23 protein-coding genes are annotated in these 25186 nt (G+C 48.4%); 13 read left to right on the forward strand and 10 right to left on the reverse strand.

Going from position 1 to position 25186, the window contains the following annotated elements:
• On the forward strand, positions 1–292 hold a 292-nt coding region (locus BLQ44_RS15085; RefSeq protein WP_143004732.1), incomplete at its 5' end, for an IS3 family transposase.
• Between the two features lie 49 nt (positions 293–341).
• On the opposite strand, the gene BLQ44_RS15090 is transcribed toward BLQ44_RS15085, so the two are convergent.
• On the reverse strand, positions 342–2438 hold the full coding sequence (locus BLQ44_RS15090; protein ID WP_093194726.1) for an immune inhibitor A domain-containing protein: 2097 nt from the start codon (positions 2436–2438) through the stop codon (positions 342–344).
• 304 nt (positions 2439–2742) lie between these two features.
• Here BLQ44_RS15090 and BLQ44_RS15095 point away from each other — a divergent pair, with 304 nt between their 5' ends.
• Positions 2743–4383, forward strand: a complete 1641-nt coding sequence (locus BLQ44_RS15095; RefSeq protein ID WP_093194727.1) for an ABC1 kinase family protein — start codon at positions 2743–2745, stop codon at positions 4381–4383.
• 12 nt (positions 4384–4395) lie between these two features.
• On the forward strand, positions 4396–4725 hold the full coding sequence (locus tag BLQ44_RS15100; protein WP_093194728.1) for a phasin family protein: 330 nt from the start codon (positions 4396–4398) through the stop codon (positions 4723–4725).
• Between the two features lie 180 nt (positions 4726–4905).
• Here BLQ44_RS15100 and tnpB read toward each other — a convergent pair whose 3' ends face one another.
• Positions 4906–6060, reverse strand: coding sequence for an IS200/IS605 family element RNA-guided endonuclease TnpB (gene tnpB, locus BLQ44_RS15105; protein ID WP_093194729.1), 1155 nt, complete (start codon positions 6058–6060; stop codon positions 4906–4908).
• 322 nt (positions 6061–6382) lie between these two features.
• A complete protein-coding gene (locus BLQ44_RS15110; protein WP_093194730.1) occupies positions 6383–8149 on the reverse strand; it encodes a methyl-accepting chemotaxis protein in 1767 nt (588 codons plus the stop codon).
• A 185-nt stretch (positions 8150–8334) separates the two neighbouring features.
• Between BLQ44_RS15110 and BLQ44_RS15115 the strand changes: the two genes are divergently transcribed.
• The 3 genes from BLQ44_RS15115 to BLQ44_RS15125 all read left to right on the forward strand — a co-directional run bounded on the left by BLQ44_RS15115 (position 8335) and on the right by BLQ44_RS15125 (position 10770).
• Positions 8335–9666, forward strand: a complete 1332-nt coding sequence (locus BLQ44_RS15115) for a sodium-dependent transporter (RefSeq protein WP_093194731.1) — start codon at positions 8335–8337, stop codon at positions 9664–9666.
• A gap of 363 nt (positions 9667–10029) precedes the next feature.
• The gene (locus tag BLQ44_RS15120; protein WP_093194732.1) at positions 10030–10338 is read left to right on the forward strand and encodes a DUF5327 family protein; all 309 of its coding nucleotides are present in this window, start codon (positions 10030–10032) and stop codon (positions 10336–10338) included.
• A gap of 63 nt (positions 10339–10401) precedes the next feature.
• On the forward strand, positions 10402–10770 hold the full coding sequence (locus BLQ44_RS15125; RefSeq protein WP_093194733.1) for a DUF423 domain-containing protein: 369 nt from the start codon (positions 10402–10404) through the stop codon (positions 10768–10770).
• On the opposite strand, the gene BLQ44_RS15130 is transcribed toward BLQ44_RS15125, so the two are convergent.
• From BLQ44_RS15130 to hemQ, 4 genes are all read right to left on the reverse strand, one after another.
• On the reverse strand, positions 10754–11014 hold the full coding sequence (locus BLQ44_RS15130) for a hypothetical protein (protein WP_093194734.1): 261 nt from the start codon (positions 11012–11014) through the stop codon (positions 10754–10756). The two genes, BLQ44_RS15125 and BLQ44_RS15130, sit on opposite strands and share 17 nt — an antisense overlap.
• The gene (gene gerQ, locus BLQ44_RS15135) at positions 11011–11376 is read right to left on the reverse strand and encodes a spore coat protein GerQ (RefSeq protein WP_093194735.1); all 366 of its coding nucleotides are present in this window, start codon (positions 11374–11376) and stop codon (positions 11011–11013) included. The genes BLQ44_RS15130 and gerQ overlap by 4 nt, the downstream gene beginning before the upstream one ends.
• Positions 11377–11394: 18 nt before the next feature.
• Entirely contained in the window at positions 11395–11817 is a 423-nt protein-coding gene (locus BLQ44_RS15140; protein ID WP_093194736.1) for a cell wall hydrolase, read from the reverse strand.
• A 391-nt stretch (positions 11818–12208) separates the two neighbouring features.
• The gene (gene hemQ / locus BLQ44_RS15145) at positions 12209–12949 is read right to left on the reverse strand and encodes a hydrogen peroxide-dependent heme synthase (RefSeq protein ID WP_093194737.1); all 741 of its coding nucleotides are present in this window, start codon (positions 12947–12949) and stop codon (positions 12209–12211) included.
• 246 nt (positions 12950–13195) lie between these two features.
• Between hemQ and pta the strand changes: the two genes are divergently transcribed.
• Positions 13196–14170, forward strand: coding sequence for a phosphate acetyltransferase (pta, locus tag BLQ44_RS15150; protein WP_093194738.1), 975 nt, complete (start codon positions 13196–13198; stop codon positions 14168–14170).
• A 102-nt stretch (positions 14171–14272) separates the two neighbouring features.
• On the opposite strand, the gene BLQ44_RS15155 is transcribed toward pta, so the two are convergent.
• Positions 14273–15094 carry a lipoate--protein ligase family protein gene (locus tag BLQ44_RS15155; protein ID WP_093194739.1) on the reverse strand — a complete coding sequence of 274 codons (822 nt, stop codon included), beginning with the start codon at positions 15092–15094 and terminating at the stop codon, positions 14273–14275.
• A gap of 166 nt (positions 15095–15260) precedes the next feature.
• Here BLQ44_RS15155 and BLQ44_RS15160 point away from each other — a divergent pair, with 166 nt between their 5' ends.
• The 3 genes from BLQ44_RS15160 (at position 15261) to BLQ44_RS15170 (ending at position 17477) form a co-directional block, all read left to right on the forward strand.
• Positions 15261–16568 carry an HD domain-containing protein gene (locus BLQ44_RS15160; RefSeq protein ID WP_093194740.1) on the forward strand — a complete coding sequence of 436 codons (1308 nt, stop codon included), beginning with the start codon at positions 15261–15263 and terminating at the stop codon, positions 16566–16568.
• The gene (locus tag BLQ44_RS15165) at positions 16568–17068 is read left to right on the forward strand and encodes a YwgA family protein (RefSeq protein WP_093194741.1); all 501 of its coding nucleotides are present in this window, start codon (positions 16568–16570) and stop codon (positions 17066–17068) included. Before BLQ44_RS15160 ends, BLQ44_RS15165 begins: the two co-directional genes overlap by 1 nt.
• A 70-nt stretch (positions 17069–17138) precedes the next feature.
• On the forward strand, positions 17139–17477 hold the full coding sequence (locus BLQ44_RS15170; protein ID WP_093194742.1) for a YolD-like family protein: 339 nt from the start codon (positions 17139–17141) through the stop codon (positions 17475–17477).
• A gap of 853 nt (positions 17478–18330) precedes the next feature.
• Here the strand turns inward: BLQ44_RS15170 and BLQ44_RS15175 are convergent.
• A complete protein-coding gene (locus BLQ44_RS15175) occupies positions 18331–20316 on the reverse strand; it encodes a transglycosylase domain-containing protein (protein ID WP_093194743.1) in 1986 nt (661 codons plus the stop codon).
• A gap of 174 nt (positions 20317–20490) precedes the next feature.
• Here BLQ44_RS15175 and BLQ44_RS15180 point away from each other — a divergent pair, with 174 nt between their 5' ends.
• The 3 genes from BLQ44_RS15180 to argS are packed head-to-tail and all read left to right on the forward strand — an operon-like array spanning position 20491 to position 23089.
• Entirely contained in the window at positions 20491–20934 is a 444-nt protein-coding gene (locus BLQ44_RS15180) for a hypothetical protein (RefSeq protein ID WP_093194744.1), read from the forward strand.
• A 38-nt stretch (positions 20935–20972) separates the two neighbouring features.
• Positions 20973–21425: a DUF1934 domain-containing protein gene (locus tag BLQ44_RS15185; RefSeq protein ID WP_245688177.1), complete on the forward strand. Its 453-nt coding sequence runs from the start codon at positions 20973–20975 to the stop codon at positions 21423–21425.
• Entirely contained in the window at positions 21422–23089 is a 1668-nt protein-coding gene (argS, locus tag BLQ44_RS15190) for an arginine--tRNA ligase (RefSeq protein WP_093194746.1), read from the forward strand. The genes BLQ44_RS15185 and argS overlap by 4 nt, the downstream gene beginning before the upstream one ends.
• A gap of 750 nt (positions 23090–23839) precedes the next feature.
• Here argS and BLQ44_RS15195 read toward each other — a convergent pair.
• Positions 23840–25012 carry a phospholipase D-like domain-containing protein gene (locus BLQ44_RS15195; protein WP_176757540.1) on the reverse strand — a complete coding sequence of 391 codons (1173 nt, stop codon included), beginning with the start codon at positions 25010–25012 and terminating at the stop codon, positions 23840–23842.
• Positions 25013–25186: the final 174 nt, after the last annotated feature.

The raw sequence follows: 25186 nt of genomic DNA on the forward strand, positions 1-25186 counted from the left end.
TGATCAAGGCTGGCATTACCAACACCGCAAGTGGGTGAAAACCTTAAAGAAACATCGTATCTTCCAGAGTATGTCCAGGAAAGCTAACTGCGCTGATAATGCGGCGATGGAGAATTTCTTCGGGATTCTCAAACAGGAAATGTATTACGGAGAAGAATTGGTTTCTTATGAAGAGCTTGAGAGAAAGCTCGAGGGATACATGGACTACTACAACCACGAACGCGTAAAAGTAAAATTGGCTGGCTTAAGTCCTATTCAATACCGGACTCAAACCAGCAAATCAGCTTCATAATAAAAACTCTAACTTTTAGGGGTCACTACCGGAGGCTGGCTTTCTCAGCTTATTTCTTCTTGCCGTTTTCTTTGTAGCTCACTTCGTATTCGAAATCCACGTATTCCGTGCTGTCCTGTGGTGCTGCGTAATGAGTAGTCATGTACGTTTTACCCGGACGGAACACCTGTTGAAGTTCAAGTGCATCTTCATCTGTGATATTGAACGGATCTACATGGACGACCTGATATTTCCCGTTGTTCTTCTCTTTGAAGAAAGAAACGCCATAGTTCACGTATTCTTCATCCAGTTCTGCCTGGGAAGTGAAGTCTTCCGTGCTGTCTCCTGTGTAGGAAATGCCGGCTTCAGGAATTTCGATATTATCGAGATACCAGCCTTCTTCCATATGGCCCCAGTCTGTCAGGTAGCGGAAAGAGACGAGTACTTCTTCTCCTGCATATTCAGACAGGTCGAACGTTTCGTTGCGGAAAGAGTCTGTCATTCCAGTAAAGCCTGGTACATTCTCCTTGATTTTCGGATATCCCTGTTCCACAACATCACTTGTCGTGTTTTCGTTGGATAGGGACGTCCACGTTTCGCCGCCATCGGTGGATATCTGTACCATACCGAAGTCCCAGCCTTCTTCGATCTGAAGGTAGTGATCGAAAGAAAGCGTCGCTTCCGATAGACCGGTAAGGTCCGCTTCGAAAATCATCGCGTTGTCCATTTCATCGCCTTTCGTACTGTAGAACACGTTATTTCCTTCGTTCAGCGGATCTTCTGTCGATTTCCACTGGAATGGAAGGAAGTCGACACCATTGAAATCAAAGGATTTCACGTTGTCTCCCGGCTCGAAGTTGAACTCTTTGAAGTCCGTACCCCAGGCAGGAACGCCTTCTTTTTCAAAATCCTTCGCGGATTCAAAGTTCACAGTTTCCCCGCGTACACCGTCTTCAGTCGGAAGTTCACGAAGGTCAACGTTTTCGAATCCGTACTTACCGCCTTTGAATTTGTTATCATCCATGACGAGTGCGGAAGTGAAGTCCTGGTATACTTCTTCGAACGTTTTGTTGATACCGAATTCTTCATACGCCTGTTCAAAACTTTCGATACTGTTGACGCCACTTGTAGCAACAGAGCGGATCAACTCTTGGCCGAACTGCTCGTAATTGTAAAGGGTGAACAGCTGTACAAGACCATAGTCGGCGATCGTTTCAGGTCCTGTCTCGGCATTCACATGTTCGTCCCAAGCGGTGAGCGAGTTTTCCGGATGATCGAGGAAGAAGTTGACCGATCCAGTGCTCACTCCATAACCACCCAGGTATTCGGAGAAGGTGGACATCCCTTCGTTGAGCCAGGATGTTTCGTCACTATCATAATCCGCATGGATCAGATGCTGTAATTCATGGATCGTCGTAGAGAAGAACGTTTCCTCCAGACGCTCGTCCCAGTCGCGGGAATCGATGTTGATGATATTGCGGTCCGTATACATTTCAACCGTCTGCCAGAAGTAACCGGCGACAAAGAACGGATACTCCGGATCGTTATAGTTATCGTCTTTGATATTGTTGACGAGAATCGTTATTTTTTCATCGTCTTCCGTTGCATAATACCCTTCAGGCACGACGCCGAGATCTTCAAGCACAGCATTTGTGCCATCAAGCGGGTCCTGCTTCCCGAAGAAATCCGTAGCTTTCGGATAAATGTTGGAGTCGAATTCCTCAGTAAGTTTATCGACCTGTTCCTGTGTAATCGTATGAGCTGAGCGTGGATCCCCTTCAGGGAAGGAAAGGTCGTTCGCTACCCATACTTCCGCATGATCCCCTACGCTGCGCAGGGTGTATTCCTTGAAACCGAGGTCTCTGTCCAGAAACTGTTTCGTCCCCCCGTCGTATGTAAAGTGGGAATCACCGCTTCCTTCTTCAGAACCTTCTTCCTCGTTGAAATTGACGTTTTCTGCATTTTCTTTGATCGTTTCGATCGCTTGCTGCTCAAATCCTTCCTGTTCGGATTTCTTCTGCAGCGCTCCGTCGATGTCGATCTTATCGCTGTAGCGATCTTTGTTCCAATTCTCATAGTCCGGAGAATCGGTTTCAGCACTCACTGTCGGAGCAGCAAGCGCCAGCGATAGCGCACCGGCAGTCAATAAAGTGGATAGTTTCCTCATTCCTGTAACCCCCTGTAAGAATTTTCAATGCGAAACCTATTATGAATAATTTTTTAAAAATTATCAAAATTCCATCAATAATCAAAAAGTACCAGTAATTACCTTGTGATGAAGGGGTGAGGATTTTTTTACCATAAAAAAAGATGGAAATTTGAAGAATGTGTGATTCCTTCATCTCACAAAAAAGAAAATACTGTAAAAAATAAGATCGGATGATTCAATTTGAAGTTTTTTTACGGTTGAATGAGATGAGAATAGGGAAGAGGGTAAGATACACAGATAGAGAGGGGAAGGGGGATACAGAGTGGAGTCTAAGAAATACATAGGAATCTACCGCATGTATGTCATCATCTGGATGACGTTCAAGTTTTTATGGAAAATGTTCTGGTTCCAGAAGCTGAATCGTATCTGGGATCAGGAAACGGAAAGAAAGTGGGAAGTCCTATTGAAGGATATGGCCACGGAATATAGACAGCGCGCCGTTTATCTCGGAGGGCTGCTTATTAAGTTCGGACAGTTTCTGAGTTCTCGGGGAGACCTTCTTCCTGCCTCGTTTATACGGGAACTCGAAGGATTGGTCGACCGGGTGCAGCCTGTGCCGTTTTCTTATTCCAAAGAAATCATAGAAGAAGATTGGCAACAATCCCTCGAGTCCAGTATCGCTTCTATTGAGGAAGAGCCTGTCGCTTCAGCTTCCATCGGAGAAGTGTACAAAGCGTACTTGCATGATGGCACTCCAGTCGCTGTTAAAGTCCAGCGATATCGGGTGAGGGAAATCTTCCAGACCGATTTCAAAGCGATGAGGGTAGTATTTTGGATGCTCAATCGTTTCACTATCTTCGGAAAGAAAGCTGATCTCCCCTCTCTATACAAAGAAGTCGTTGCGGTGATGAGTAACGAACTGGACTTCACAATGGAGCTTGAGAACGGGAACTATTTCAGGAAGCGATTCGAGGATCATAGTAACGTCTATATTCCGGAATATTTCACGGAGTTTTCTACCGGGCGTGTCCTGGTCATGGAATGGGTGGAAGGTGCAAGAATCACGGATATATCTTTCCTGAAAAGACATAACCTTGATAGGGAGAGACTTGCACGGACGCTTTTCGATCTATGTGTGGAACAGTTCGTCAATGCGGGTATGTTTCATGCAGACCCCCACGCGGGAAATATAATGGTAAAAGAAGACGGCACAGTCGTTATTCTCGACTTCGGTATGGTCGGCAAGGTGAAAAGGGAAGATGTCGATGCCATTCGTTCGATGATCGAAGGGTTCATCATGGACGATTACGACCGGGTCGTCGATTCTCTCAGAGATATGGATTTCCTTTTGGATGACGCTGATACCGAAGCGATGAAGAAAATGATGCGCCGCCTCCTCTCCATGTATTTGAGCGAAGATATGAGCAATATGGATGCTACGGTCATGAACGAAATACTGGAGGATCTTCAGGATTTCGTAAAAGGACAGCCGATCCAGCTACCTGCTGACTACGCATTTCTTGGTAGGGCGATGTCGATGATTCTCGGAGTGCTCATGGTCGTCTATCCACAGATGGACGTTGTAGCCTGGGGAAAACCTGTCATCAATGAATGGATGACAGGGAACCAGTCGAAATTCGGTTTTTATAAAAACATAGTCAAAGAAACCTCTCAACCCCTTCTGTCTCTTCCGAGGGCTATCATCGAGTATCTCGAAGACGGAGACAGAGAAAGGGAGTGGCAGAGAACAAAACAGCAGCATCAGTTATTACACCACTACTATTTCTTTTATGCCGGGATTTCATTTGTTATTGCTTTTGTGACTCTCTTCCTGTCTTTTCTTATGCCACCGGCCTGGGAACAGGTTCCCGTTTGGGTGTTCTACACCATTTCCGGTCTCGGTTTCGCCGGGACGCTATTGTTTTCCATGAAGCATGTAAGGATGATCAAAAATATTACGTAGGAGGATGGTAGTATGATGAACAATCTTTTGAAGCGCGGGTTCCATTTAGGGATCGGTGCCGCTGTCAGTGGGAAGGAACGTTTTGAGAAAATGGTGCAGGATATGGTCGACAAAGGAGAGATGACTCCGAAAGAGGCGAAATCGCTCATGGACGAATGGGTCCGAAAAGGAGAATCCGTCGACAGGGACTGGACGAATCAGTCACGAGCGATGATGAAGGAACGTGTGAAGGAATTGGGATTTGTCCCGGAAGAAGATTACCGGGAGCTCGAAGCTCGCGTGGAGCGTCTGGAGAAGCTTCATGAAGAGAAAGACGAAGGTCCTCCGACAACAGGGGTATAAGATAGTGAAAAGAAGCTGCCTTTCCTAGATAGGAGAGACAGCTTCTTTTGTTTCTTGGGTATGTTATGGAATGTTTTTAGAGATCCCTTACTACAAAATCCCTGTTGAACTACCCCCACCTACGCATTCGCTAAGAGGTGGGGGATTCTTAGAACCTCCGTTCTATCGAACAGATGCCACCTAAGCGAACCCCGGCGTCCCACCGGTTAGAGTTTGAAGGCGGATCGCTTCCGCCTCGATGTTCCTGCTTGCGTTCAGGTCCCGGTCATGATGGGTCCCGCAGGAAGGACATGCCCATGTCCGGAGCCCTAGATCTTTTACTGCTTTGTTCTGATAGCCACAACAAGAACATAATTGACTGGAAGGAAAGGTTCTTCCCACGACGATGAGATGTTTCCCGTACCATTTTGCTTTGTAGGCAAGCATGTCACGGAAGGTAGACCAGCTGACGTCACTGATGGCTCTGGCCAGGTTCTTGTCTTTCACCATGCTGCTTACCTGCAGGTCTTCGATCCCGATCACGTCGTGGTTTTTGACGATGTCGGTACTGAACTTGTGCAGGACATCGGTGCGGATATTTTTGATTTTTTCGTGTATACGAGCGACCTTCCGTCGTTGTTTCTGATAGTTCTTCGCTTCATGCAGGGGCTTTCCATCTTTTTTCGCCTGTTCATAGCGTCTGGACAATTTCTTCTGCGCCTTTTCCAGTTTCATCTCCAACGATCTGAAGACATGGGGGATCTCATGGATGGTCCCATCCGAAAGAACGGCGAAGGTTTTCAAACCGACGTCAATCCCGACGGTGGTCCCGGTTTTCGGCCACGCTTCGACCTCCGTTTCTGTAAGAATAGAAACGAAGTGTTTACCAACAGCGTTCCGTCGGATGGTCGCGGACAGGATCCGTCCTTCCACCTCCCGACTTTTGGCGAAACGGACGAGCCCTAACTTTGGCAACTTGATTTTATTGTCTAGAATCGCGATGTTGCCATTCGTATGTTTCGTCGTATAGGATTGCACCGGGTTCTTTTTGGATTTGAATCGTGGGGCTTGGGTTTGTTTCCTGAAGAAGCGCTGAAAACTGTCGGCCAGGTGCCGGACACTGGTCTGGACAGCGATACTGTCCACGTCTTTCAGCCAGGGACGTTCCTGTTTCAAAGCTGGCAGTTGTTTCGAACAGGCACGGTAAGACATCCCTATACCCGTTTCCCTGTAGGTCGTAGTCCATGCTTCGAGGAAATGATTGAAGACAAAGCGAGAGCAGCCGATGGTTTTTGCGATTTGTATCTCCTGCGTTTTATTCGGATAGATACGGAACTTATATGCTTTGTGAACCATATCGCTGCCTCCTTCTCCTCTAGCGTGAATGCTTGATAGAGGTATATACCCCAAAAACGAGAATGTATGTTCGTTTTTAGGTCAAAAAAATATATTTCTGTCGGACATCGGATACCATCAAAGATGTCTCCTCGTCCGAAGGCGATTCATCTCCCCCCTACGTCGTTGAGGAGGGAGTCTTCTCGCCTAAAGCTGATAAAAATAGTTATGACGTATTAGGTGATGGAACGTCACAGGAAGTGGTGCATAACGGATTTTATGTGACGGTTTCCTGATTGTGCGTTTGAAATTATGCCGGATAAACTACCGTGACCACCACTTCTTAAGCCGGATGATCCCATTTTTCTTCATCTTCTTCTGTTTCTTCCTCTGGTTGCTCTTCTATAGAAGCGTTCGAGTCATCAAGACGGAACTGGCCGACAAGCCCGCTCAGACGATTGGACATATCCGAAAGTTCTCCGGATCTCCTGCTGACTTCTTCCATGGAGCTGTTGGACTGTTCAACGGAGGCGGTCGTTTCTTCGACGCCTGCTGCCGCTTCCTCTGAAGAAGAAGCGACGCTTTCGATCGATTGATTCATATTCGATGTGCTTTCATCAATATCGTCAAGGTTGGAAGAGATGACATCGATACTCGCAACCATATCCCCGATCGACGTCTGTATTTCTGAGAAGGTGGCTCCTGTTTCTTCCATGTGCGTCGTCCCTTCTTCCACCTGATTATAGCCGGTTTCAAGAGATTGTGAGACTTCTTTGGATTCTGTCTGGATGCCGTCTACCATACCGGTGATTTCACCAACGGAATCCGACACCTGTTCTGCCAATTTGCGCACTTCCTCTGCAACGACGGCGAATCCTTTTCCGTGCTCTCCGGCGCGCGCCGCTTCAATCGCTGCGTTCAGGGCGAGCAGATTCGTCTGGTCAGCGATATCCCGGATCACCTGAACGAGTTTCGAGATTTCGCCGGATTGTTTGTCCAGACGATGCACGCGTTCGACCGCCTGCTGCATAACGGAGTGGATTTCTCTCATCTGAGTAACGGACGTATCCATCAGCTCTTTCCCGTGATTCGAGTTATCCAGCACACCTTTCGCTTCGGTGGAGACTTTGGAACTTTCGTCATTGGCACTTCGGATCTTCCTTGTGAGTGTGGACATCATTTCGGAAAGGTTCGAAGCATCGGAGGCCTGCTGCTCGGAACTTGAAGACAACTCCTGCATCGTGGAAGCAATCTGTTCCGACCCTTCTTTCACTTCTGCAGACGAGTGACTTAGCTCGCGGCTCTGTTCTTCGACTTGATTGGAAAGAGTGGAGATTTCACGGATCAGTTGCTGCAAGTTTCCTTTCATAGCATTGATGGAAGCCCCGAGCTGTCCGATTTCATCCTTACTGTCGTAATCGAAGTCTTCATGATACAATTCTCCATCTGCAATCTGATCGGCTTTTTGAACAAGAGCATTCATATTCTTGCGGACCATGCGTGAGACGACTGCCATGATAAGCGATCCGATGACAAGGGCGATGATTCCTGCAATCACCAGCGTCATAAGGGTCGACTGAATTGCGTTTCCTGTGGAGGTATTCGCATTGGCCATATCTTCCTCTGCAGCGTATTGAAGGGTATTGAGTTGCTCCACCAGATTCCCTCGTAGCGTCTGGATTCTGGCCCGGGCTGCTTCCACTTCCCCTTCATTGCTCAAGTTGCCGACGATTTTATTCAGGAATAGGTTGTTCACTTGTGAATCCATGTCGCTGATATTATTGAATACATCCTCGAGGTCGGTACCTTCATAAAAACTCTGGTACTCCGCTTGCAATTCATTGAAGGTCTGCCGTCTGTCTTCAAACTGGTTGACATATGCCTGCAAAGGACTTTCTATGTAATCAGCCACCCGAATGTCTTTGGAGCGGGCGAGGGAAGCCATTTCAGATACCTCTACTGCCGTCATCCCCTTTTCATTGAGGATGGTCACCTCGTCTTTTGCAAATTGGAGCTGAATGAATACAAGAATGATAGCGATGGCGAACAGAGCGATGGTGATGGTGAACCCTATGCCATATTTTTTCCCGATGCTCAAGTTTTTCCACATGATACAAACGTCCCCCTTATATCTTTTGGCTTATATAATTATTCCTACCTGAGTCTTAGTATCGGCATTTTTGTCCAAACCTTTAATACCCTGAAAAAGGAAGTAGTTGAAATTATCTGAAACGTGTCGTAACAGGGGGAAATGTGTGGTATGATGAGGCATATTTATTGTGGAGGAGGTTTCATATGGCTCGTGAACAATGGGGAACGAAACTCGGGTTCATGCTTGCAGCGATGGGATCGGCTGTAGGCTTAGGAAATATATGGCGCTTTTCGTTTGTCGCCGGTAACAATGGAGGCGGAGCTTTTTTGCTCTTATACTTAGGTTGTGTTTTCCTGATCGGAATTCCGCTTCTTTTGACGGAAGTCAGTATCGGACGCAAAGCGAAAAGTGATGTCGTAGGGTCCTATCAGAAGCTCGCACCGAAAACGCCGTGGTTCTTCACCGGATTCTTCGGGATTTTCAGTGCCTTTTTGATTTTGAGTTTTTACGCGGTCGTCGCCGGATGGTCGCTGTATTATTTCTTTAATTATGTAACAGGAAATTTCTTCGAGGCTCCTGCCGAGGCCGGTTTCGGTGCAGTATTCGGAGGATTCATTTCCCAGGGATGGCAGCCGCTGTTCTGGACGGCGTTGTTCATGGCGATGGTGATCTTCATCGTAGTGAGTGGGGTGAAGAAGGGAATTGAGACGGCGAATAAGATATTCATGCCGCTGCTGGCTCTTCTTCTTATCGTGCTTGCTGTTTTCAGTCTCTCTCTCGATGGAGCGATGGAAGGACTGGCGTTTTTGTTCCAGCCGGACTGGTCCGCGTTTTCCCAGCCGTCGATTTATGTTCAGGCGCTGGGGCAGGCCTTTTTCTCCCTTAGTCTGGGGATGGGGGCGTTGTTGACGTACGGAAGTTATCTTTCGGATGATAAAAAGTTGCCGGGAGCCGCTGTCGGTATCGGACTGATGGACACATTCTTCGCTGTTATTTCCGGTCTCGTGATTTTCCCGGCGGTCTTTGCTTTCAGCATCGATCCTTCTTCGGGACCGCCTCTCGTATTCATTACACTGCCGACGATATTTGAACAGATGCCGCTTGGAGGAATCGTAGGACTGATTTTCTTCTTCGCGCTATCGCTGGCTGCGTTGTCTTCGGCGATTTCGATTCTCGAAGTACCGACAGCTTATTTCATGCGACTGTTCAGCTGGTCAAGGAAGAAATCCAGCATCATCGTAGGTTCCATCATGTTCTTCTTCGGAATCTTCGTTTCTCTCGGGTTCGGGATCTGGTCAGACGTAACGCCGATCGGAGAGAAGAATATTCTCGATTCGATGGACTACATCGCCTCGAATATCCTACTTCCGCTCGGGGGACTATCGATGGCATTGTTCGTAGGCTGGTATTTCAAGAAGGCCACTGCTTTGAAAGCTGTGGACCTGAAGGACGATCTGATGGGAAGCACCTGGTACGGGATTGTGAAATTCATCGTTCCGGTCGTGATCCTGATCATTTTCGTCAGCAGTTTGTAATAGGTGAAAAAGAGATGCCCTTTCTTCAATAGAGAGGGCATTTTTTTGATGGGTGATTGTGTGTGATTCCACTTTTCCAATCTAGTTGCGCCACCTAGCTCTTAGCGACATAAGTAAAAATCCCTTATAAAGAAAAAGAGCGTTTCTTTAGAGGGATTTTTACTTATGCGAGAAGAGCTGAACAAGGTGTCTTCACTTTCTCAGTCTAGCTACATCACCCAGAAACCCGAGCCATAAGTAGACAGGATCAGAAAAAAGAAAGATCACTTTTGTCTGACCTGTCTACTTATGACTGAGGTTTCTAAACGGGGTGCTTCCGCTTTTCCAATATGATAAAATGTCGTAGGAAAGGGCGTGTCACAAGTGACGATTTCAAATCAGCAAATGCTTGAACGTATGAATAAAGAAGTGCAGGAAGCGATGGCGAAGCACGGGGACACTTCGCGGATGAGGGAGCATGTCCGTGCGGTGAAAATGTTGTGCGATCTGCTTTTGGAAGAGGAAGAAAGCACTTCTTCTGAAAAAGGGACATCCATCACGAGCGGGAGCAACACGGAACCGACAGCTGCCGAAATCCGGAAAATGATGGGCGGAGACCCTCCGTCATCGAAAAAGAAAAAAGAAGACCCGGACGATGACGACGCTAACGGATCTTCTCTATTAGACTTTTAACAAGAACTGTTGCATACGTGCAATTGAAGCTCTCGGCGTGAAGCCGAGTTAGGGGGATAGGACATGAAACTGTTTTTATTACTAGGAGCAATCAACGGCTTTCTGGCTGTGGCGCTAGGAGCGTTCGGGGCACATGGCCTCGAAGGGAAACTATCAGAGAAGAGTCTCGGCCAATGGGAGAAAGCGGTGAACTATCAGATGTTCCACACGATGGCCCTGTTCATCACCGCGCTACTTCTCGGTAAAGAAGCGAGTGGCATGCTTACGGGTGCCGGCTGGCTGTTTTTCGCAGGCATCCTTCTGTTCTCCGGAAGCCTGTATGCCTATGCGCTGACCGGCGTGAAGACATTGGCGATGATTACACCGTTCGGTGGTGTCGCTTTTCTCATCGGCTGGGTACTTCTCGGTTACGCAGCTATAAAAGTATTGTAAGAAACCAAAGGGTCGTAAAAAGAAACAGCAGGAACGCCTGGAGCAGCTGACGGATACTTCCGTTCAGCTGTTTTTTTTGATAGAGGAACAGACCGTCGAGCCCGATGCTCACACTGACGGTATAGAAAAGCAGGGCGTACAACCACAGGGTTCTCCAGTTGAAGATGACAAGAATGCTTCCAGCCCCGATGAATAGAAGGAGGAAGCCCTGCCATTCTTCCAATTTCGAGTGGATCGGTTTCACCTCGGGGTATTATTGTATGGATAGCTGTAATTGATTTCTTCATCGAATGTGATGTAGTCGAGGTAGATCATGAGAAGAAGGTATCGTTTCTCTGTCTGAGGATCGCTCAGAATCAGGTGGTCTCTTCCTGCTGCTTCGACGCGCCCTTTGAAAATTTTCGAGTTCCATTTCTCGCTTTCTCCGAACGTCATGTACACGGTCGCTATTTTACCCAGGTTCATGCGAAGAATGTTCTCGATATACGACTCTTCTTCTCGAGGGGGCTGACCTTGAGGCATTTGCCCCATGCTCATACCCATGCTCTGCTGGGAAGGGTAGCCTCCCGGATAGTTCGGATACCCCCCATAATACATCGGATCCATGTTTCGTCCTCCTTATCGTCAAAATACCCGCGGGCACTCGGCCGCGGTCGGTGCGAAAAAGCAGTGGGACTTGAAGCGCCCGGTGTTCCATTGCCCGAACCATTGGGCAGGACAACTTCCTGACGGCATGAAGAACCAGAGAGAATTGGTCGCCGGGTGGTATCTTCCGCCTCGGAGTACTTGACGGGCGAGGTCGATATCCTGCTGGCGGGCCCGCTGATAAAAGTATCCCTTCTGCGTCGCTTCAAACCCGCCCGGACTCTGATAGACCATGTTCCGTATCGAACGGATTCCGCCAAAGTCCGTGCAGTCCGCCCGTACCCGGTTGACGCCGGTATTACCGACCATCAGCATCCCGAGCTTCCCGTCGCCTTCCGCTTCTGCCCGCATCAGTCTTGCCAGCAACTTCACGTCAGCTTCGTTGTAAGGGACAACCGCCATCCGGTCACCTCCCTTTCTCTTGTATGTATATGACCCTGCTTGGGAGATATGAAAAGAAAAGCGGTAGATTCCCGCTTAGAAACTCTGTCATAAGCAGGCCGGTCAGACGAAAGGCGCTTTTCCTTTCTCAGAAACCGGCCTGCTTATGTCGCTGGGGGCTAGGTGTCGCAACTGGACAAAGAAAAGCGGAGAAACCCTGGCTGGGTTATCTCAATTTTTTTGGATTTATCTCAAATTTCTTGTCCGTTATCTCAAAAAAATTCTTTTTATCTCAACTTCTTCATCGTTTGTCTCAAAAAGTGAAGGATTTATCTCAAATAACGATGAGTCATCCTACTATGAGCACAAAAAAACTGAACAACCGCGTAGCGATTGTTCAGGCTTCATTCATTTATACAGCGAAGAACGACTCCGCTCTTTCTTTTGTCAGAAGGTTTCCTATATAGAAGGAACCGAAATCCCCGTAACGGGAAGTCACTTCGTCAAAACGCATCTCGTATACGAGCTTCTTGAACTGAAGCACGTCGTGGGCGAATAGCGTAACGCCCCACTCCCAGTCATCGAAACCTATGGAGCCGCTGATGAACTGGCGGATTTTCCCGGCGTACTGTCGTCCGGTCATGCCGTGTTCATACATAAGCTTGGCGCGTTCGTCTTTTTCGAGCACGTACCAGTTGTCATTTCCTTCACGTCGTTTATCCATAGGGTAGAAGCAGATGTGTTCCCATTTCGGGAGTTTCGGCTTCAGGCGGCCTTCGATTTCCGGGTCTTCCGGATTCTGGTCGCCACCCATGTAGTTCGAGAGCTCAATGACGGAAACGTAGGAATACGACGGCGTCATGAATTCTGCGAGCTTCGATTTATTGAAAGCTGTCTCGATGTCATTCAGTTCTTCCATCGTCGGACGGAGAACCATCATCATCAGATCGGCCTTCTGACCGACGATCGTATAAACCGCATGGCTTCCTTCGCGGTTTTCTTCTTTCGTTTCCCATTCCTCTATAAGTGCCTGGAATTCGCTGATGGCCTGATCCCGCTCTTCGGCACTGGCATATTTCCAAGCTGTCCAGTCCATCGTACGGAAATCATGCAGGGCGTACCAGCCATCCATTGTCACTACCGGTTCTGGCATAGTCGAATCGCTCCTTTTAAAAAGATAATCCTTTAATCCTTCTCCAATATAACACACCTGTTCCTGTGAGGCATGTGAAGACCTTTTCTGTAAAGAAGTTTTCCGTTTTCTGTCACATATATGAAGCAGTAGTAGGGAATAAGAAAATTGGAACCGTTTGCTTTGAAAAAGTCACAGTGAATCGCTTTTCTTTTTGGATTGCAGGTTTTATCATATGGTACAGAGTTCAAAACAGGAGGGGTACACATGAGTAATCTTTTTGATACATTGAAAGGGAAAATCGAAGGTCAGGGAAAGCGTATCGTTTTCCCGGAAGCGATGGATGAGCGGATTTTGGCAGCTGCGAGTAAACTTGGAGCGGAAGGTTATGTAGAACCTGTACTAGTCGGAAATAAAGAAGAAGTGACACAGAAAGCAGAAGAGTATGGAGTCGACGTCAGCAACACGACTATCGTAGATCCTGACAATTACGAGAAATTCGATGCGATGGTAGAAAGCTTCGTAGAGCGCCGTAAAGGAAAAGCGACCGACGAACAGGCGAGAGACATCCTGAAAAACGGCAACTACTTCGGTACGATGCTCGTTTATATGAACGAAGCGGATGGTCTTGTGAGCGGCGCGGTCCACTCTACAGCGGACACGGTACGTCCGGCGCTTCAGATCATCAAGACGAAGGAAGGCATCAAGAAGACATCTGGCGTATTCATTATGGTACGCGATGAAGAGAAATATGTTTTCGCCGACTGCGCCATCAACATTTCCCCGGACAGCCAGGATCTCGCGGAAATCGCAATGGCAAGTGCGGATACGGCGAAGCTTTTCGATGTGGATCCACGTGTCGCTATGTTGAGCTTCTCCACAAAAGGTTCTGCGAAATCTCCGGAAACGGAAAAAGTGGAAGAAGCACTTAGCATCGTGAAAGAACAGAGAAGCGACCTTCTTATCGACGGTGAATTCCAATTCGATGCAGCATTCGTTCCATCTGTAGCCGAGAAGAAAGCACCGGAATCCCCGCTGGAAGGCCAGGCGAATACGTTCATCTTCCCGAGTCTTGAAGCAGGGAACATCGGGTACAAGATTGCCCAGCGTCTCGGTAACTTCGACGCGGTTGGACCGGTTCTTCAAGGATTGAACCAGCCGGTGAACGATTTGTCCCGTGGTTGTAATGCAGACGATGTATATAAGCTTGCTATTATTACGGCAGCGCAGTCTGCTGAATAATATTGAATAATAGAAGAGCGTGATGTCAGCACCTGATAGGCTGGTATCACGCTCTTTTTGTGTTTTTACGATAGATGCTTCTGAGCGGGGACTTTGCTTTAATTATTCTTCCAAAAACTTTTTGTTACGATCCACCATCTGCTTCGTGCGTTTGTCGAGCCACTGTTCCTCTTTTTCCGTGAGGGGGTAAGAGACGATTTCCTCGCTGTAGTCGCGTAGTTTGTCGGTAATACGGGTGATGATCGTTTCCATCGTCATCTGTTCGTCGAGCAGTTCATTCAAAGAAGCCATGACTTCCGGGTCGATATCCGGGTAGGTGAACTTCGTCTCTTCCTCTTTTTTCGCTATGTCATAAAAGGAACGGATCAGCTCTGCCCGTTCTTTTCCACTTCCGGTTACATCTAGGTAGATCTGCACAGCAAACCCGCCTTTGACGCGGCGCTGGGAGATTCCGGCGAATTTCTTTCCGTTGATACTTAAATCATAGTCTCCCGGGCAATAGGAGCGTGTAATTTCATACACGTCGATGTCGGTATCAATCAACGAGCGGATGAAATCGACCATCACGTCATATCCACCGTGGATGTTCACATCTTTCGTTTCTTTATAGATGAGCGACAGGTTGAGGACCCCTTCATCAAGGGCGACAGCAAGGCCCCCGGAATTACGCACGACAGCATCATACCCCTGACTGTGCAGGTAGTCGATGCCTTCCTGGATATAGGGGAGGCGGGCATCCGGAATTCCGAGCACAACGGTTTTCGGATGAACCCATAGTCTGGCGACAGCAGGGCTTTCTCCTTCTCCGACAGAGGTGGCGAGCGTGTCGTCATAGGCGAAAGAGGGCAGGGCGGATGTATGGACATCAGGATCGCTGTGGTCGACGATTCGATAGGTTGGCTGATATAAAATAGATGGTGTCATGAAACGTTCTCCTTCTTCGTTCAGTCTGGCCTTATTATAGCAAAAAATTTTTTGTTTCGGGGAGGATGGGGAAGACAAGCGGAGTCTGCTGTTTCTTGCGGTTGTCAAGACGTTTTTTTCCAGACGAGAAGGGGATATACTGAACAAAAAGGAATGGAGCAGAACAATGGCTTATCGCGACGAAAAATTAGAAGAAGAAAAGGTGTTCAAAGATCCGGTCCATCGCTATGTTCATGTGCGGGACCGTGTTATATGGGATTTGATCGGTTCCCGTGAGTTCCAGCGACTGCGCCGTGTGAAGCAGCTCGGAACGACGTACCTTACGTTTCACGGAGCGGAGCACAGCCGCTTCAATCATTCTCTGGGCGTTTATGAAATCGTCCGTCGGATCCTGGAGAATTTCCGTGATCGTGAGCATTGGAATGAAGAAGAGCGTTTGTTATGCTTGTGTGCGGCTCTTTTACATGACCTGGGCCATGGACCGTTTTCCCATTCATTCGAAAAGGTCTTCAAGCTCGACCATGAAGACTTCACTCAGGAGATTCTTCTGGGTGATACCGAAGTGAACCGTATTCTTACGCATGTGGAAGAAGGATTTCCGAAGAAGGTGGCGGACGTCATCAATAAGACATATTCCGATAAACTCGTCGTCAGCCTGATCTCGAGTCAGATCGATGCGGATCGGATGGATTACTTGCAGCGGGATGCGTACTTTACAGGTGTGAGCTACGGGCATTTCGACATGGAGAGGATTCTCCGGGTGATGCGCCCGATGGAGGACCAGGTCGTGATAAAAGAAAGTGGTATGCATGCGGTCGAGGATTACATAATGAGTCGGTATCAGATGTATTGGCAAGTATATTTCCACCCGGTGACCCGGAGTGCCGAAGTGATTTTATCGAAAATCCTTCACCGCGCCAAGGAGTTGTACCAGAACCATTATGAATTCAAATTGAAACCTGTCCATTTCCTCTCTTTCTTCGAAGGCTCTCCTACGTTGAAGGAGTACCTGGCACTGGATGAGAATGTAGTCATGTACTATTTCCAGACGTGGATGGATGAGGATGATCCGATTCTGAGTGATTTGTGTGAACGCTTCGTAAACAGGCGTCTTTTCAAATATATCGAATTCAACCCGAACCTTCAGATGAATGAGTGGCGGGAGCTTTATGAACTATTCAGGGAAGCGGATCTGAACCCGCGATATTACCTGGAGGTCGATTCGAGTTCCGATCTCCCTTACGATTTTTACAGGCCCGGGGAAGAAGGGGAAAGACTTCCGATCCACCTGCTGCAGCCGAATAAGGAACTGAAAGAATTATCGCGTCTGTCGGACATTGTAGAATCGATTTCCGGGAAGAAGCGGACCGATCATAAACTGTATTTTCCTGCAGATGAACTGAGGCGCATGCCTGAAGATAGTGAAGTGAAACAGCGGATTTTGGGTATTTTGTATGGCAAGGAGGAGCAGTAATGTTAGAGAACCACGCGAAATTGATGCATTTTTTCGCCAGCTGCGATGAAGTGGTGGGACGAAAACGTCTCCAGAAAATGGTGTACATTATGAAGAAGTGCGGGGTGAACTTCGAAGAGCGCTATGAGTTCCATTTTTACGGCCCTTACTCAGAAGAACTGACGCTACGTATCGAAGAGATGTGCAACCTCGGGTTCATATCGGAAGCGATGGAAGAGAAGAAGAATTACTATCAGTACCGGTACAAGCTGACAGACGCCGGGAATGATTTCCTGTCGCACTCGGACATCGACCTCCCTGAACTCAAAGGCTATATCGACGGGATGAACGAAAAGAGTTCCAGATTCCTTGAATTGGTCTCGACGATGTTATTCTTCGAGCATCTGCCGAAAGATGAAATTGAAGAGAAAATCTATACGGTGAAAAGCAAGCAGAACTACAAGCCGGAGGAACTCGAAGAAGCCTGGGCTTTCATCCAAGAGATGCGTCCTGTTTCCTGATATTTCCACGTGCAAAGGTGATTAGGTTGTGGTATTATGAGAACAAACGTTCGTATTCGGAGGGATGGCAATGAAGCAGGAACCGAAAGATCGTGGTTCTATCAAATGGACCTCGCTGATGCTGCCGGAGCATGTCGATATGCTCCGTAATTTATGGAAAGAAGATGAGCGGGTCGAGCGGGGTTGGATGGAAGAACAGCAGGCGGCCGGCATCGATTTTGTTTTGAAACACGCAGTCAATGAGAAGCAACCCGTGCAAGTGAAGGTCCACAACGGATTCGATTTCGAGATCCACGAAGTAATTCCGCTGCGTCTTCACAAACAGAAGCAGACGCTCGAGTGTCGTGCCTTGAATAGAGAAGAGACGTACGAACTCGCATGGAGCGATATCACAGATGTGACGATATGATGTCACAGAATGTTCACTTTTATGGATGCTCCCGACTTGAAAAAAACGGCATCTGATAATATATTTAAACAAGGCATGGACAAATGCTTTTACTAGGACAGGAAAGGACCGGCTGATTCGTCAGCCGGTCTTTTTCATGGGAAAAATAGGTCGTGGTTCCTCTGTGCTGAGTTTTTGCTGGACGCTCATGACGGTGTGTCATGAGTGAGTGTTCCGGTAAATGGATAGCGCGACGTTCAGAAAATTTCTCTGGCCGGAATGGGTGGGAAACGTAATAGCGGTACACTCGGCGCAGTAGTGCCAGCTTGAACGTCGCGCAGAAGGTGGTGGCTCCTAAGAGGAATATAGAACCGTTCGTTCCTTTGGTTTTCAGGTTGAGTGGTTCATTTATTGAGAAATGCACCGTTCATGCAGGAGGAACGCGGGTCGAGCGGTTCATTCCGCCATAAATGAACCGTTCGTGCGGGAGATCAGCTTGGTGAACGGTGCCTAAGGGCATTCAAATGCACTGCTCCTCCGCCAAGTTCGGGCGAAGGAGCGGTTAGGGAAGATCTGTCTACTTATGCCAGTGTTTCTAAACGGCGCCTGCCGCTTTCCTTGTCTAGCTATGAAGAACAGAAGCCCGAAATATAAGCAGCCACCTCTGTTTCGAAAAAGATCACTCGAAAGCAGAGCCGTCTGCTTATATTTGAGCTTCTGAACGTTCTTCTCCGCTTTCCGCTCTCATGTCTAGCTACGAAGGCCAGAAACCCGAGCCATAAGGAGAACTGATCAGAAAAAAAGAAAGAGCGCTTTTTGTCTGACAGTTCTCCTTATGACTGAGTTTCTAAACGGGCCTTCTTCGCTTTTCATTCTAAAAAACCCAATCCGCAATGTTATGAAGCCAAGGGTCTTCCCGGGCGGTGTCTTCGTCGATGATTTCGTTTTTGCAGGTGGCGGTCGGGACGTTTTGCGGGCGCATGTAGACGAGTCTTTCTGCGCCGCATCCCGGGGCGGATCGTTTTCCTGATTCCGGGTCTATATATACCCCGCGCAACGTGGGAGGAGGACGGAATCCTTCGTTTTCCAGGTTTGAGTGAATGTCCTCCATGGCTTTCGCCCATATATCTTTGGCGAAATGCTCATGCATCTCCAGATTCCTCGCGTCATCATATCCGTTCCAGATGACGGTCGTTACATCCGTGCTCGACCCGGCCATCCAGCTGTCCGATTCCGTTGTTCCCGATTTGCCGGAGTAGGAATGGGTGAGTTCATCCTTGATGCCGGAACCGGTGACACTCATATAGCTGCTCAAGTTGGTGTCGAACATGCCTGTCATCATATGGGTGACCATGAATGAACGGATCGGATCGACGTTCGTTTTCTCGAAGGTCGGGGCATATTCGTATAAGACGTTCCCTTTTCTATCCGTGATTCTGGAAATCGTATGAACATAGTTGTCCCCACTACCGGAAGCAAGCTTGGCGAATCCTTCGCTCACCTCTTTAAGTGGAATCGAAGCGGATCCGAGGGCAAGTGAAGGAACAGCGGGAATGTCCCCGTCCATTCCGAAAGAATGCAACGTCTGGACGAGAGCTTCCGGACCGATGTCCATGTTGGTTTTAACCGCATAAATGTTATCGGAGACGGCGAGGGCCTGCGCCATCGTGACGGGGCGGTCCGCATAGTATCCTTGAAAATTCGAAGGCTCGTATACTTTTCCGTCTGCTAAGGTAAACGTTGTCGGTTTGCTCTCAAGCATGGTCAGCGGGGTGTATCCCCTGTCCAGAGCTGTATAGTAGAGGAATGGCTTCATGACGGAACCGATCATACGCTTCGCCTGGGTCGCCCGGTTGAAAGGACTTGTTTCATAGTCTTTGCCTCCGAGAATCGCTGTGATGGCGCCTGTTCCGTGATCGACGATCATTCCTGCCGTCTGGACCCCGGAATGGGAAGGGATCGTTTCCTGGACGCTTTTCTCGAGGGCCTGCTGGTGATTCCGGTTCAGCGTCGTGTATATATGAAGACCGCTCGTCTCGACTTCATCCGGCGTGAGTTCAAGAACGCGGGCCGCTTCCTTGACTACTTCATCCTGAAAATAAGAGGCGATTTCTTCAGACGTATCCTCTTCCTCACGATACGCAAGAGACTCTAAGACCGTCTTCTCTACGTCCCCATCCCAACCATTCCGCTTCATCGCTTTCAGTACGAGCTCCTGACGATCCTTCGCCCGCTTCCTATCGTTGAGCGGAGAATAATACGTCGGCCCTTTCGGAATGCCTGCAAGCATGGAAGATTCGGCCGTCGAGAGTTCTTTTGCCGGTTTGTCGAAGAAATAGCGGCTCGCCGCTTCTACTCCATACACGCCGTGCCCGTAGTAGACAGTATTCAGATACCCTTCTAACAGCTCATCTTTCGAGTAGAATAGCTCGAGCCGGGCAGCATACACCGCTTCTTTCATTTTCCTCGTCCATGTCTTCTCATGAGTCAGGAAAAGGTTACGCGCGTATTGCTGGGTCAGTGTACTCGCTCCTTCTTCGAGACGGAAAGAGGAGATGTTTTTCCACATAGCTGCTGCCATCCGTTTGAAATCGAAGCCGAAATGGTCATAGAAATTCCGGTCTTCGATGGCGATGGTGGCAGAAATCATCGATTCCGGCATTTCTTTGAGCGGAATCCAGTAACGCTCTTCGGTCCCGTGGTCCTCCCCTATCTGTTCGTCGCTGCTATCGTAATAGACGGTCGTCTGCTCCGTTTCGAGAGAGGGAGGGCCGAGAGAAAGCAGGTAGACAAACGCTCCTGCTCCTGCCAAAAGCAGAAGTACCATCAATCGGAAGATCCGTTTCCACCACTTCATCATCGCATTCCCATCCTTTGTATCTTTCTTCTTGTTAGTATGGATGAACGTAGTATTTTTAAACGTTTTGGTCTCAAGAAGACTCATGCTAGAATGGGTGGGGTGACAGGATATTTGTCGGAGAAGGCTTTTGGCTCATAGTATCTGAGCAGCCCGACCAAAGAAAGGAAAGACATGATGAATAAAAAATTATTATGGATTCCCGCCGTGTATGCGTTGATTATGGGAATTCTTCTCGTTGCTACGATCGGGTTTTCGTACACCCCGATTCCTTATGATCACACAATCGAAGACAACACGTGGACCGTGACGTATAAAGGAGAGACGTGGGAAGTCAGCGCCGAAGAACATGTGAACCAGGCACTTCAGGCGTCTCTTGCCAACAACCGCGAGCATGACCAGTGGAATCAGGATATCGTTCTGATCGGGGCGCTTCTGCCGTTTGTCCTTTTCGCTTTGCATAAAGAACACCGACCGTTCCGGAACAAAGTTCCTTACGGGGCCTATATCGGATTTACGTTAGGATTGGTTGTTCTTTATGGAATATTCAGCATCAGTACCCATATGGACATCCACGCGGAATTGAAAGAGACGATCGACTATTTATGGGAAGTGTCTTGAGTTTTTTCCGGACTCTTCTTATAATGGATAAGTTATAGATGGAACGAAAAAGGAGCGATTACAGCATGACGGACGTAGCTGTTACGTTGGAGACATACATCCGGGACGGAGAAGAATCCGAGCGGATGGCTTTTACGGAAAAAGGACGGTTTTTCACCAAAGGGAATATGGACGTTGTGACATTCACGGAATATCCGGAAGGACGGGATCCGGTGGATACGATGGTTACGATCAAGCCGGGCCACGTGAGTATCAAACGTTCCGGAGGCGTAGAGATGCGCCAGCTGTTTGAACCACAGGCAGAAACGCAGAATACGTACGTACACGAGTACGGGAAAATGTTTATGACGACATGGACAGATTCGCTTGAGTACCAGGCTCCTGATGCCGGAGCAAGCGGCGAACTATTCATCGAGTATCAGTTGACAGTCAATGAGGATGTCACGCAGAAGCATAAGCTGAAATTGACACTGGAGGAGGAAACGGAATGAACATTGTAGAGAAGACGGAAGCGAGAATCAAAGAGGAAATCGTTCGTGCCGTAGAAGCGGCAGAGCTTGCATCTCCGGAAGACATGCCATCGGTCGTGCTCGAACAACCGAAGGATAAGCAGCACGGGGATTACGCGACGAATATGGCGATGCAGCTCGCACGGATCGCCAAGAAGAACCCTCGTCAGATCGCAGAAGATATCGTGGAGCATTTCGATAAATCGAAAGCTTCTATTGAAGACATGGAAATCGCAGGGCCCGGTTTCATCAATTTCCGCATGAACAATACGTATCTTGCTGATCTCGTACCGTCGATTCTTGAGGAGGCCGAGACCTATGGTAAGCGCGGGGAGAAGCGCAATGAACGGATCCAGGTAGAGTTCGTTTCTGCGAACCCGACCGGTACCCTTCACCTCGGCCATGCCCGCGGTGCTGCCATCGGAGACGCTCTCTGTAACATTCTTGATGCTGCCGGATATGACGTGGAGCGGGAGTATTATATCAACGATGCCGGTAATCAGATCACTAATCTCGCTTATTCCGTAGAAGCCCGTTACATGCAGGCGATCGGCAAAGAGTGGGACATGCCGGAGAACGGCTACCACGGCGCGGATATCATCGAGCTCGGCAAAAAACTCGTCGAAGTCGACGGGGAAAAGTGGGCGGATGCAGATAAAGAGGAACGTCATCGTCATTTCCGCGAAACCGGACTTCGTTATGCTCTCGAGAAAATCGAAACGGACCTTCAGGACTTCCGCGTGACCTTCGATGAGTGGTTCTCCGAAACATCGCTCTATGAAGGAGATAACATCCAGGAAGCGATCGGCGTCCTTACGGAAAAAGGTCTCGTTTATGACGAAGAAGGCGCCACGTGGTTCAAGACGACCGAATTCGGCGACGACAAAGACCGCGTTCTTGTGAAGAATGATGGATCCTACACGTATTTGGCTCCGGATATCGCTTATCACAAGAACAAGCTCGACCGCGGCTTTGATACGCTGATCAACATCTGGGGAGCGGACCACCATGGATATATTCCTCGTATGAAGGCGGCCATCCAGGCGCTCGGATACGAAGAAGACACGCTCGAAGTGGAAATCATCCAGATGGTGAACCTGTTCGAAAACGGGGAGAAAGTGAAGATGAGCAAACGTACCGGAAAAGCCGTGACGCTCCGTGAGCTGATGGATGAAGTCGGTGTCGATGCGATGCGCTACTTCTTCGCTATGCGTTCGAGCGACTCTCATCTCGACTTCGATATGGACTTGGCGCGTTCCGAATCGAACGAGAATCCGGTCTACTACATCCAGTACGCCCATGCCCGTATCGCGACGATGCTGAAACAGGCAGAGGAAAAAGGCCTTCACACCGGAAGATTCGATGGAAGTCTCTTGACCTCGGAAAAAGAAATCGACCTTCTGAAGCGTCTCGGAGAATTCCCGCAAATTGTAGATGACGCAGCCGTGAACCGTACACCGCACCGCGTCACCCAGTATGCCTTCGATCTCGCATCGAACCTGCACAGCTTCTACAACGCGGAAAAAGTACTCGACGCAGACAACCCGGTGCGCACGGCATCCCGTATCCAACTCATGCAAGCCGTCAAACAGACGATCAAAAACGCTCTGGCCCTTGTAGGTGTGCAGGCTCCTGATCAGATGTAAAAAAGGAAAGTGAAGAAGAACGTTCAGAAGCTCAAATATAAGCGGACGAGCCTAGCTTTGAGTGGTTTTTCTCAAAGCAGGGTTGGCCGCTTATATTTCGGGCTTCTGTTCTTCGCAACTAGACATGGAGTGAAAAGCGGAGACACCTTGCTCAGCCCTTCTCGCATAAGTGAAAATCAGCCTAAAGAAGCGCTCTACTTCTTTAAGGATGGTTTTCATTTATGTCGCTAAGGGCTAGGTGTCGCAGTTAGATCACGAAAAGCGGAGCAGGCCCGCTTAGAAACCTCAGTCATTTCGGGCTTCTGTCCTTCATATACGCTCTTCCGTCCGAACTTAGGCGGAGGAGCCAAGTCCATATAATAGTCTTTGGCAACGTTCATGAAACGAAGTTCTCACACGAACGGTTCAATTATCGCGAAATGAACCATTCAGTACTCAGTTACCCAGCATGAACGGTGCGTTTCTGAATAAACGAACCGTTCAACCTGAAAGCGGGAGTTTCCAAAGGCTCAATTCTGCAAAGGATGCTCCCGCAACTGTCCGGCGAGACGTTCAGAAGGCCGTTCCTTTCCCGAGTGTCCCGGTAATTCGTTTCCTGGACGCTCACGCAAAGCCTCACCCCAGGAACGACCACGTACGGACGTACCAGGACACTCATGCGAATAGCCGCAACCTGAGTGTCGCGCAAAACCTGAAGAATCAACAAAAAGACCGCCCTTTTCACACCAGTGAATAGGGCGGTCTTTTAACTTAAAGAATACCGCGGAACGGTTTGGATATCTGAATTCTCAGTTTCTCTCCAAAAGTCAAATGAGCATCCACTTCCTCGAAAGGAAGCGAATTCTCGATATCTTTGAAATACTCTTCACGCAAGTGTTGAACAAACGCTGGATCAAAGATTGAAATCGTGACTTCTTTATTCAGGAACATACTTCTTCTGTCAAAATTCGCGGTGCCGATATCCGTGGCTTCCTTATCAACCATCACAAGCTTGGCGTGATAGAAACCTGCATTGTAATAGTGGATATAAGCTCCGTTATCAACCAGTTCCTTCTTGAAAGGGAACCCTGCTTCTTTAACAAGCGCGTGATCACGTTTGCGCGGCACAAGAACATGAACTGCCACTCCCCGGTCGAGAGCATCGAGCAGGGCGCGGTGAATCTTGCGAGTAGGAATAAAATAAGGGCTTCCGATCAAAATCTCCTGCTTCGCTTTTCGGATCATCGTAAGGAATGTATTTTCTACACCTATGCCATCGAAGGCCACGATCTGGAATGGGTAAGAGCCGCCTTCTCTGTACGACACAGAAGGAATGACATCTCCTGTGTTATAGCTCCAGTCATCGACGATGATACGGTGAAGATCACGGACGATCGATCCCGTCAATCGTAGGTGATAATCCCGCCAGTCCATGAACTCTGAGCTGTTACCGATATATTCCCGGCCGACATTGAACCCACCTACGTAGCCGATCACTCCGTCAATCACGACCATTTTGCGGTGGTTCCTGCGGTTCAACGTATAAAAGAACGAAGGGAAACTCGGTGTTTCAGCGAATCCGATATGAACACCGGCTTCTTCAAGTGCATCCATTTCAAAGCGGACGGGGGCACTCACCATCTGATCCACCAACAGGTGAACCTGGATCCCTTCTTCCGCTTTCATTTTCAAAAGGTCGAGGAACTTCCGGCTGAACTTGTCCCGTCGGACCTGATAAAAGTAAACATCGATCTGATACTGGGCTTGCGTAATTTCTTCAAACATATCCTCGAACAGGGGAGAGCCGTTCTTGTAGAAACGATAGTCCCCTTTCGTTTCATCGAAGACGAGCGTCCGGTGGTGTTTTTTGTGTTGTTGTTTTCCGATAAAAACGTCCAGCACCACCCACGTCAGTAAGCTTAGGAATATCTTCAGTGCTTTCAACCTTCCACCTCCATAACTACCCATATCGGTGTGTACCCGAATAAAGGTGTCTACACTCATGATAAGTCACAAAGAAGCAGGGAAAAAGTCAAAAGTTGTTGACTGAATGCTCATTCATAATTTATAGTATAGATAACGTATTATGAAAAGGGTTTCAAAACAGGAAAAGGGTTT

Source organism: Salimicrobium halophilum (genome assembly GCF_900100295.1).
Taxonomy (GTDB): Bacteria; Bacillota; Bacilli; order Bacillales; family Halobacillaceae; genus Salimicrobium; species Salimicrobium halophilum.

Bases quoted from the DNA above. Each gene is read 5' to 3' on its own strand.
- BLQ44_RS15090 (WP_093194726.1), bottom strand. From the start codon at position 2,438: ATGAGGAAACTATCCACTTTATTGACTGCCGGTGCGCTATCGCTGGCG.
- BLQ44_RS15100 (WP_093194728.1), top strand. From the start codon at position 4,396: ATGATGAACAATCTTTTGAAGCGCGGGTTCCATTTAGGGATCGGTGCC.
- tnpB (WP_093194729.1), bottom strand. From the start codon at position 6,060: ATGGTTCACAAAGCATATAAGTTCCGTATCTATCCGAATAAAACGCAG.
- BLQ44_RS15110 (WP_093194730.1), bottom strand. From the start codon at position 8,149: ATGTGGAAAAACTTGAGCATCGGGAAAAAATATGGCATAGGGTTCACC.
- BLQ44_RS15115 (WP_093194731.1), top strand. From the start codon at position 8,335: ATGGCTCGTGAACAATGGGGAACGAAACTCGGGTTCATGCTTGCAGCG.
- BLQ44_RS15125 (WP_093194733.1), top strand. From the start codon at position 10,402: ATGAAACTGTTTTTATTACTAGGAGCAATCAACGGCTTTCTGGCTGTG.
- gerQ (WP_093194735.1), bottom strand. From the start codon at position 11,376: ATGGATCCGATGTATTATGGGGGGTATCCGAACTATCCGGGAGGCTAC.
- BLQ44_RS15140 (WP_093194736.1), bottom strand. From the start codon at position 11,817: ATGGCGGTTGTCCCTTACAACGAAGCTGACGTGAAGTTGCTGGCAAGA.
- hemQ (WP_093194737.1), bottom strand. From the start codon at position 12,949: ATGCCAGAACCGGTAGTGACAATGGATGGCTGGTACGCCCTGCATGAT.
- pta (WP_093194738.1), top strand. From the start codon at position 13,196: ATGAGTAATCTTTTTGATACATTGAAAGGGAAAATCGAAGGTCAGGGA.
- BLQ44_RS15155 (WP_093194739.1), bottom strand. From the start codon at position 15,094: ATGACACCATCTATTTTATATCAGCCAACCTATCGAATCGTCGACCAC.
- BLQ44_RS15160 (WP_093194740.1), top strand. From the start codon at position 15,261: ATGGCTTATCGCGACGAAAAATTAGAAGAAGAAAAGGTGTTCAAAGAT.
- BLQ44_RS15165 (WP_093194741.1), top strand. From the start codon at position 16,568: ATGTTAGAGAACCACGCGAAATTGATGCATTTTTTCGCCAGCTGCGAT.
- BLQ44_RS15170 (WP_093194742.1), top strand. From the start codon at position 17,139: ATGAAGCAGGAACCGAAAGATCGTGGTTCTATCAAATGGACCTCGCTG.
- BLQ44_RS15175 (WP_093194743.1), bottom strand. From the start codon at position 20,316: ATGATGAAGTGGTGGAAACGGATCTTCCGATTGATGGTACTTCTGCTT.
- BLQ44_RS15180 (WP_093194744.1), top strand. From the start codon at position 20,491: ATGAATAAAAAATTATTATGGATTCCCGCCGTGTATGCGTTGATTATG.
- BLQ44_RS15185 (WP_245688177.1), top strand. From the start codon at position 20,973: ATGGAACGAAAAAGGAGCGATTACAGCATGACGGACGTAGCTGTTACG.
- argS (WP_093194746.1), top strand. From the start codon at position 21,422: ATGAACATTGTAGAGAAGACGGAAGCGAGAATCAAAGAGGAAATCGTT.